This is a genomic window from Pseudomonas sp. EL_65y_Pfl2_R96 (genome assembly GCF_963970905.1).
Classification (GTDB): Bacteria; Pseudomonadota; Gammaproteobacteria; order Pseudomonadales; family Pseudomonadaceae; genus Aquipseudomonas.
Genome location: NZ_CAXAQH010000423.1, coordinates 1 through 373, shown reverse-complemented (window position 1 = coordinate 373; position 373 = coordinate 1). Strand labels below are relative to the sequence as shown.

The 373-nt window shown below is 63.5% G+C and carries 1 protein-coding gene; it reads right to left on the bottom strand.

Features of this window, described 5'->3' with window-relative positions:
- Nucleotides 1-373: VCBS domain-containing protein (locus AACY49_RS31380; RefSeq protein WP_339528253.1), on the bottom strand; the 373-nt coding region annotated here is incomplete at both ends.

Below are 373 nucleotides of genomic sequence, written 5' to 3'. Positions count from 1 at the left end.
TTGGCCAGGGTGTAGGTCCATTGGCCAGTGCTGTCCACGGCGATCGAGCCGTAGATTCCAGTTGGCGAGCCATTGATGGACCAGCTGGCGGTGGCATCGTGGTCGATGTCGGTCGAGCTGAATTGGCCGCTGACGCTGAGGGTGGTGTCTTCCTGCACCGCGCCGGCCTCGTTGCCGGTCGCGAAACTGAGCACCGGTGCATCGTTGCTGCCGCTGACGGTGACAGTCACCAGCTGAGTGTTGACGCCGCCGAGGCCATCGCTGACCTGCACGCTGAACACCTCGTCATGACTCTCGCCGGCCTTCAGTGATTGCACGGCACTGGCGATACCATCGCTGCCGTTGGCCAGGGTGTAGGTCCATTGGCCGCTGC